The 7,511-nt window shown below is 65.6% G+C and carries 7 protein-coding genes; 5 read left to right on the top strand and 2 right to left on the bottom strand.

All coding sequences use genetic code 11. The features are described from left to right. A partial coding sequence (locus AB4Y84_RS08545) for an energy transducer TonB (protein WP_442249991.1) occupies positions 1-685 on the bottom strand: 685 nt, incomplete at its 3' end. Positions 686-885: 200 nt separating this feature from the next. Beyond that, a complete protein-coding gene (locus AB4Y84_RS08540; RefSeq protein WP_230112884.1) occupies positions 886-1,512 on the bottom strand; it encodes a TIGR00645 family protein in 627 nt (208 codons plus the stop codon). Between the two features lie 113 nt (positions 1,513-1,625). On the opposite strand from AB4Y84_RS08540, the gene AB4Y84_RS08535 reads away from it, so the two are divergent. The 5 genes from AB4Y84_RS08535 to AB4Y84_RS08515 all read left to right on the top strand — a co-directional run. Continuing rightward, positions 1,626-2,315 carry a glutathione binding-like protein gene (locus AB4Y84_RS08535; RefSeq protein WP_442244142.1) on the top strand — a complete coding sequence of 230 codons (690 nt, stop codon included), beginning with the start codon at positions 1,626-1,628 and terminating at the stop codon, positions 2,313-2,315. 157 nt (positions 2,316-2,472) lie between these two features. Next, a complete protein-coding gene (locus AB4Y84_RS08530) occupies positions 2,473-4,698 on the top strand; it encodes a S9 family peptidase (RefSeq protein ID WP_442244143.1) in 2,226 nt (741 codons plus the stop codon). Between the two features lie 25 nt (positions 4,699-4,723). Further along, positions 4,724-5,239, top strand: coding sequence for a cytochrome c oxidase assembly factor Coa1 family protein (locus AB4Y84_RS08525; RefSeq protein WP_223497093.1), 516 nt, complete (start codon positions 4,724-4,726; stop codon positions 5,237-5,239). A 298-nt stretch (positions 5,240-5,537) separates the two neighbouring features. Further along, on the top strand, positions 5,538-6,878 hold the full coding sequence (locus tag AB4Y84_RS08520) for a M12 family metallo-peptidase (protein ID WP_442244144.1): 1,341 nt from the start codon (positions 5,538-5,540) through the stop codon (positions 6,876-6,878). Positions 6,879-6,945: 67 nt separating this feature from the next. Then, the coding region (locus AB4Y84_RS08515) for a DUF885 family protein (RefSeq protein WP_442249990.1) at positions 6,946-7,511 on the top strand (566 nt) is incomplete at its 3' end.

Below are 7,511 nucleotides of genomic sequence, written 5' to 3'. Positions count from 1 at the left end.
CGGCATCACGGCGCGCAGCAGCCTGGCGTTCGGCTTCCTGGCGCTCGCTGTCACGGCGGGCAACGTCCTGCTGTGCGGCAATCTGCTTGGCCGCCTCGGCTTCCTTGGCACGCTGTTCGGTCAGGCGCTGCTGCTCGGCCAGCTGCTTGGTGCGGTCTTCAGCGTCCTTCTTGACCTTCTCGGTCTCGTCTTCGGTGCGCTTGGCGGCAACCTGCACGCCCTTGGTCAGGCCTTCCTTCAGGCGCGGCAGAGCCGGGGCCGAGGCATCAACCTTTTCGATCAGGGCGACCAGCCGCTGCGCTTCAGTGAAATCCTCGCGGCCCAGATGCTGCTCGGCGGCGATCAGGGTGTACGGCAGAAGATCGGTCAGCGCGCTCTTCACCGAGGCATCGTCCGGCGTCTTGTCGCGCAGTGCCAGGTAGTACTCGATGGCGTTGTCGCCAGCCGGGGCGTACATGCGGTTCTCGCGCAGTGCCTGGCTGGCCGATTCGCGCAGCTGCTCGGTACCCATCGACTGCACCTTGGCGGCCACTGCCGGTGCGGCTGGTGCTGCAGCGGTGGGGGCAGCGGCGCCCGGCGCGGCCGGAGCCGGTGTTTCTTCCTTGCCCGAGCATGCAGCCAGGGCCAAAGCCAGAGCGACCGGCAACCACCGGCGCGCGGCAGCGATCATTGCGACGTGCGACATCCTGCTCCCCTCTAAGAAGACGACGTTACGACAAACGTAGGCAAGCCTGCCGGGACTGGAGGTCCGGGCGCGGTCGATGACGTTTCCCGACGCCATCGCCGACGACGGCGAGGGTGCAATCTAGCATCCCGGCCTCACCTGCGCACAAGGGCAGGTGTAGCGGGCCGGTGGCGGCACTGGTACCGCCACCGGGATTGGGGTCAATGTGCGGCGGACTTGCCGTGGCCTTCCGGCTTGTCATGGCTGCCGGACATCAGTTTGTCGGTCCATGCGATGCCGATCGCCGACAGGATGAACACGCAGTGGATGATCGTCTGCCAGAGGACGCCGTCAGCCGTCAGCATCGAGCAGCGGGCCACGCCGATATTGGCGGCAGCCACGCTCATCTGCTCCGGGGTGCACAGCGGGATACCGCCCAGCGCGCCGGTGGCAATGAACGTCTTCAACAGGTGGATCGAGGAGATGCCGATGATCGCCATCGCCAGCTTCACCTTCAGCACGCTGGCGTTGACGTGGCTCAGCCATTCCGGCTGGTCCGGGTGGCCCTCCAGGCGCAGGCGCGAGACGAAGGTTTCATAGCCGCCGACGATCACCATCACCAGCAGGTTGGAGATCATCACCACGTCGATCAGGCCCAGCACGATCAGCATGATCTGCTGCTCGCCCATCGACACCGAGTGCGAGATCAGGTGCCACAGTTCCTTGCCGAACAGGAACACGTAAACGCACTGGGCAACGATCAAACCCAGGTACAGCGGCAGCTGCAGCCAGCGGGTAGCGAAGATCAGGCTGGACAGCGGGGACAGTAGCGGACGGTTTGCACTCATGCGGAGGATGCTGCGTTTCGGGGGAGAGGCGAGGTTACCGGCCCGCCATGACGGTGCCAAGCCAACGCACGCACTAGACTTCAGGTTCCTTTCCGTACCCCAGAGCCGCCGCCATGATCGACCTGTATTACTGGCCTACCCCGAACGGCCACAAAGTGACCCTGCTGCTGGAAGAAGCCGGCCTGGAGTACCGCATCCACCCGGTCAACATCGGCTCGGGAGACCAGTTCAAGCCGGAATTCCTGGCCATTTCCCCCAACAACAAGATGCCGGCCATCGTCGACCACGCCCCGGCCGACGGCGGCGCCCCGCAGAGCGTGTTCGAGTCCGGCGCGATCCTGCTGTACCTGGCCGAGAAGACCGGCCGCTTCCTGCCGACCGACCCGCGTGGCCGCGTCACGACCCTGGAATGGCTGTTCTGGCAGATGGCCGGGCTGGGCCCGATGAGCGGGCAGATGGGCCATTTCAATGTGTACGCGCCGGAGAAGATCCCGTACGCGATCGAGCGCTACGACAATGAAGTGCGCCGCCTGCACGGGGTGATGGACAAGCGACTGGCCGAACACGCCTTCCTGGCCGGCGAGGACTACACCATCGCCGATATGGCCAGCTACCCGTGGGTTGGCGCCTACGACAAGCTGCCGGTGGATTTCGACGCCTTCCCCCACCTCAAGCGCTGGCACCAGGCCATTGCCGACCGTCCGGCCACCCAGCGCGCTTACGCGCTGCGCACGCAGGTGAACCCGGACGCCGGCAAGCCGCTCAGCGACGAAGAGCGCAAGCACCTGTTCGGCAAGCGCTGACCCGGCACGGTGGGTGCCGACCGTTGGTCGGCACTCATCATGGGAAGACCTCATGGGCAGAAGGTCATGCTGTCTTCCCGCACCGGCTTGGTTAGGATGGAGGCTGACCGTCCCGCGCCTGCCGCGGTGACGGACCTGCCGTTTGCCGGGATCCTCCATGCGCCATCTGTTCGCCTCGCTCGCCCTCATGCTCGCCACCAGTACCGTCGCCCACGCTGAAAAACTCACCCTGGAAGCCATCACCGGCCCGCTGCCGCTGTCCGGCCCGACCCTGATGAAGCCGAAGGTGGCGCCGGACGGCTCGCGCGTGACCTTCCTGCGCGGCAAGGACAGCGACCGCAACCAGCTGGACCTGTGGAGCTATGACATCGGCAGCGGCCAGACCCGCCTGCTGGTGGACTCGAAGGTGGTGCTGCCGGGTACCGAAACCCTCAGTGACGAAGAAAAGGCCCGCCGCGAGCGCCAGCGCATCGCCGCGATGACCGGCATCGTCGACTACCAGTGGTCGCCGGACGCACAGCGCCTGCTGTTCCCGCTGGGCGGCGAGCTGTACCTGTACGACCTCAAGCAGGAAGGCAAGGCGGCAGTGCGCCAGTTGACTCACGGCGAAGGCTTTGCGACCGACGCCAAGCTGTCGCCCAAGGGCGGCTTCGTCAGCTTCATCCGCGGCCGCAACCTGTGGGTGATCGAGCTGGCCAGCGGCAGGCAGATGCAGCTGACCGCTGATGGCAGCACGACCATCGGCAACGGTATCGCCGAATTCGTCGCCGACGAGGAGATGGACCGCCATACCGGTTACTGGTGGGCGCCGGACGACTCGGCCATCGCCTACGCGCGCATCGACGAAAGCCCGGTGCCGGTGCAGAAGCGCTACGAAGTCTATGCCGACCGCACCGATGTGGTCGAACAGCGTTACCCGGCCGCGGGCGATGCCAACGTGCAGGTGAAGCTGGGCGTGATCTCGCCGGCGGAACATGCGCAGACGCAGTGGATCGACCTCGGCAAGGAGCAGGACATCTACCTGGCCCGCGTCGACTGGCGCGATCCGCAGCACGTGAGTTTCCAGCGCCAGTCGCGCGACCAGAAGAAGCTCGACCTGGTGGAAGTCACCCTGGCCTCGAACCAGCAGCGTGTGCTGGCCCACGAAACCAGCCCGACCTGGGTGCCGCTGCACAACAGCCTGCGTTTCCTCGACGACGGCAGCGTGCTGTGGTCGTCCGAGCGCACCGGCTTTCAGCATCTGTATCGCATCGACAGCAAGGGCAAGGCCACCGCGCTGACCCACGGCAACTGGTCGGTCGATGAACTGCTGGCGGTCGATGAAAAGGCCGGCGTGGCGTACTTTCGCGCCGGCATCGAATCGGCGCGCGAAAGCCAGATCTACGCCGTGCCGCTGCAGGGCGGCCAGCCGCAGCGCCTGTCGAAGGCGCCGGGCATGCACAGCGCCAGCTTCGCGCGCAACGCCAGCGTATACGTGGACAGCTGGTCCAACAGCAGCACCCCGCCGCAGATTGAACTGTTCCGCGCCAATGGCGAGAAGATCGCCACCCTGGTCGAGAACGATCTGGCCGACCCCAAGCATCCGTATGCGCGCTACCGCGAGGCGCAGCGTCCGGTCGAATTCGGCACGCTGACTGCCGCCGACGGCAAGACGCCGCTGAACTACAGCGTGATCAAGCCGGCCGGCTTCGATCCGGCCAAGCGCTACCCAGTGGCGGTGTACGTGTATGGCGGCCCGGCCAGCCAGACCGTCACCGACAGCTGGCCTGGGCGTGGCGACCATCTGTTCAACCAGTACCTGGCCCAGCAGGGCTATGTGGTGTTTTCGCTGGACAACCGCGGTACCCCGCGCCGCGGCCGTGACTTCGGCGGCGCGCTGTATGGCAAGCAGGGCACGGTGGAAGTGGCCGACCAGCTGCGCGGCGTGGCGTGGCTGAAGCAGCAGCCGTGGGTGGACCCGGCGCGTATCGGCGTGCAGGGCTGGTCCAACGGCGGCTACATGACCCTGATGCTGCTGGCCAAGGCGTCGGACAGCTACGCCTGTGGCGTGGCCGGCGCACCGGTCACCGATTGGGGCCTGTACGACAGCCACTACACCGAGCGCTACATGGACCTGCCGTCGCGCAACGACGCCGGTTACCGCGAAGCACGCGTGCTGACCCACATCGAGGGCCTGCGCTCGCCGCTGCTGCTGATCCACGGCATGGCCGACGACAACGTGCTGTTCACCAATTCGACCAGCCTGATGAGCGCGCTGCAGAAGCGCGGCCAGCCGTTTGAACTGATGACCTACCCCGGTGCCAAGCACGGCCTCTCCGGTGCCGACGCACTGCATCGCTACCGCGTTGCCGAAGCTTTCCTGGGGCGTTGCCTGAAACCTTGATCATCGTCCGGGAAGGAGCCCGCCCATGACCCTGCCGCCGCCGATTCCTGCTCCCTCCACCCTGGCTTCCGGCTGGTGGTGCCGGCATTGGCGCTGGGCGATGCCGTTGGCGGTGCTGCTGTTCCTGGCCGCACTGGGCGGCGCCATCGCCTGGAGCGTGCTGCGCTGGACCGAGGCCGCGCACGACAGTGCGCCGATGCGCGAGGCCATGCGCCGCGCCGGCTGCAGCGTCGAACTGGTGCAGGTATTCGGGGAACCGCTGCAGGCCGGCACGCTGCCGCTGGGCAGCATGCAGACCGCCATCAACGGCGAGCGCGACGTTGGCCTGACCGTGGCGCTGGAAGGGCCGCATGCGCACGGCCGCCTGTTCGTGAAGGGCACCCGCAGCGACGACGTGTGGGATTACCCGGTGATGTACGTGCTGGCCGAAGACAAGCAGACCTTCGACCTGAGCGCGCTGGATGATGCCGAGGCGGCGGGCGAATGCGAACTGCAGAAATGCCGTGACCGCGGTGAATGCCCGCTTACGCTCGCGCTGTGACTGTACGACGGCCGCGGACTCAGAGACTGTCGCGATCCGCCACAGTTGAATTTACTCTTCCCGATCAAGCCTCGGCTCGGCTCAGTACGTCTCATGGGAGACCGCTCAATTCCGACACCGCACGACGCTGGTGAGCCGGTTCTCTATTGGCGCAGCCTTCAATCTTCACTGCTTCGATAGCGTGGATTGATAGTGCGAACGACGTCCCGGAATGCTGGCGCAGGCTCACTCCAATGATTGATCCGTTGCAGCGTAGATCTGGCTGCAACGCTTCACTTCATCCTGGAAGGAGCGTGCAATGCGAACGTATGCAATCAGGAGCGTGGTAGGGCTGACAGTCTTTGCGCTGCTTTTGGTCACACCCGGCATGGCTGCTGAACCATTCGTGGAGGTGCTCTCGGACGCGCCATTGGCTGTGGCAGAGCAGCAACTGCGCAGAGCAGGAGATGATGTGGACTGGGTGCGCCGGGTTCGCGTGAATGAGGCCGCCTTGGCTGCTGATGAGATCACCGTGGATCTCCACGACAGGGTTCTTCACCTTGTCCGCGATCCTTCCGAACCCCTGTTCGACAGCGTCCAGAGTGTGATCTACCGGCCTGCGGGTGACGAAGGTGCCCAACGAGAGGTACGCTCGATCTCAGGCCTGCAGTGGGTGGGCAGGGTGAAGTCCGTAGCGCCGGATGTTGAAAGGAAGCTTGGGCAGCCCACGTACGTGAGAATCTGGTCGGACGCTTCAGGAACACATGCGAGATTCAGCCATGGGTTCTGGCATTACACGCTGGACGGTGATCGACTGGTAAAGCGCGATGTGCGCCGCGCTCTACGGGACGAGCGTGACGATGTGAGGGACCGGCGGCCAGATCGGCCTGCTCCAGACCTTCCTCCAGGAATCGCCGGCGGAGGGAGCGGCGAAGGGCGCGATGTGATTCGGGTTGCGTACGGCTTTGCGGCAGGCGCGCTGGTGGACGGGCTTGATCCGGCAATCGAGCAGGTCAGGGCTGCGGTGATCGAGGCCAATGCAGGATTTGCAGCGAGCGGTATTGAACTGGAGTTGCAGACGGCGGCCAACGCGCTTCCGGGATACCGCGAAACCACGCTTGATCAGACTCTCGATGACATCGCAAAGGGTAGGCACGGACCACTCTGGCTACTGCACGTGGCGCGGGAGGGTGAGCGAGCCGACGTGATGGTGATGATCATCGATACACATTCGGGCGCTCCCGCATGCGGATTGGCCCAGCAGGTATTGGCGACCCGCGAAACAGCCTTTCTCGCTGTTGAGCGCAGATGCCTGGACCAGCACACCCTTGCGCATGAGATCGGCCATTTGCTGGGAGCAGATCATGATCCCGAGAACGCGGCACTTGATCCGCCCAGATTCGCATACGGGCACGGCCATCGTTTCAACGAGCAGGCGTTGCCTGGCTGGCGTACCGTCATGGCCTTGGAGTGCACTGACCGGGCCTGCCCGCGGGTGAATCTATGGTCATCCCCGGTGATCCAACATGAGGGCCTGCCAACCGGATCGGCTGATCTTCATGACAACGCAAGAGTCCTGCGCGAGACGAAAGGCGTCGTTGCCGACTTCTACCCGGATCCGCTATCGCAGAACCCCGATGCCTCATACCGCGCCCCGTGACCTCCGGCCGATTGTCGCCACCGCCATGAGCGCGTAGGGTGCGGGCAACCCTGTCCTGGAGTTCTCCATGAAGCCGATCGCGCTTGCCATCGCCCTGGCCCTGACCGCCGCCCCGCTGCTGTCGGTCCCACCGGCCCTGGCCGCACCGGCCGCCAAGGCCTCCACGCCGGCCAGCCCGGCCTGGGTCGCGCGCAGCAATGCACTGGCGCAGATCCTGCTTGATGCGCAGGGGCCATTCCAGCCCGAGGAGACCGGCTTCTTCGGCGTGCCCGGCTACGACGACAAGGTCGCCGACCTCGGCCCGGACAACGACCAGCGCTACCGCGCCGCGATGGCCAAGGCCCGCGACGAACTGAAGGCCAAGCTGGCCAGCGAGAAGGATCCCAACGTCCGCCAGGACCTGGAGATCATGATCGCCGCCGCCAACCAGAGCATCGAGGGCAGCGAGCTCAACCAGAAGTACCTGCTGCCGTGGCGTGATGCGCCGCAGAGCGTGTTCAGCGGCCTCAACCTGCTGCTGTCCGACCAGGTGCCGGCCGAGCGCCGGGCCAAGGCGGTGGATCGCCTCAAGGCGTATGCGGGCCTGCAGCCGGGCGGCACCGCGTTCACCACACTGGCCCGCCAGCGTTACGA

This window comes from Stenotrophomonas sp. 2YAF22, assembly GCF_052114665.1.
In the GTDB taxonomy this organism is placed as follows: domain Bacteria; phylum Pseudomonadota; class Gammaproteobacteria; order Xanthomonadales; family Xanthomonadaceae; genus Stenotrophomonas; species Stenotrophomonas indicatrix.
This window is presented reverse-complemented; position numbering and strand designations above follow the sequence as displayed.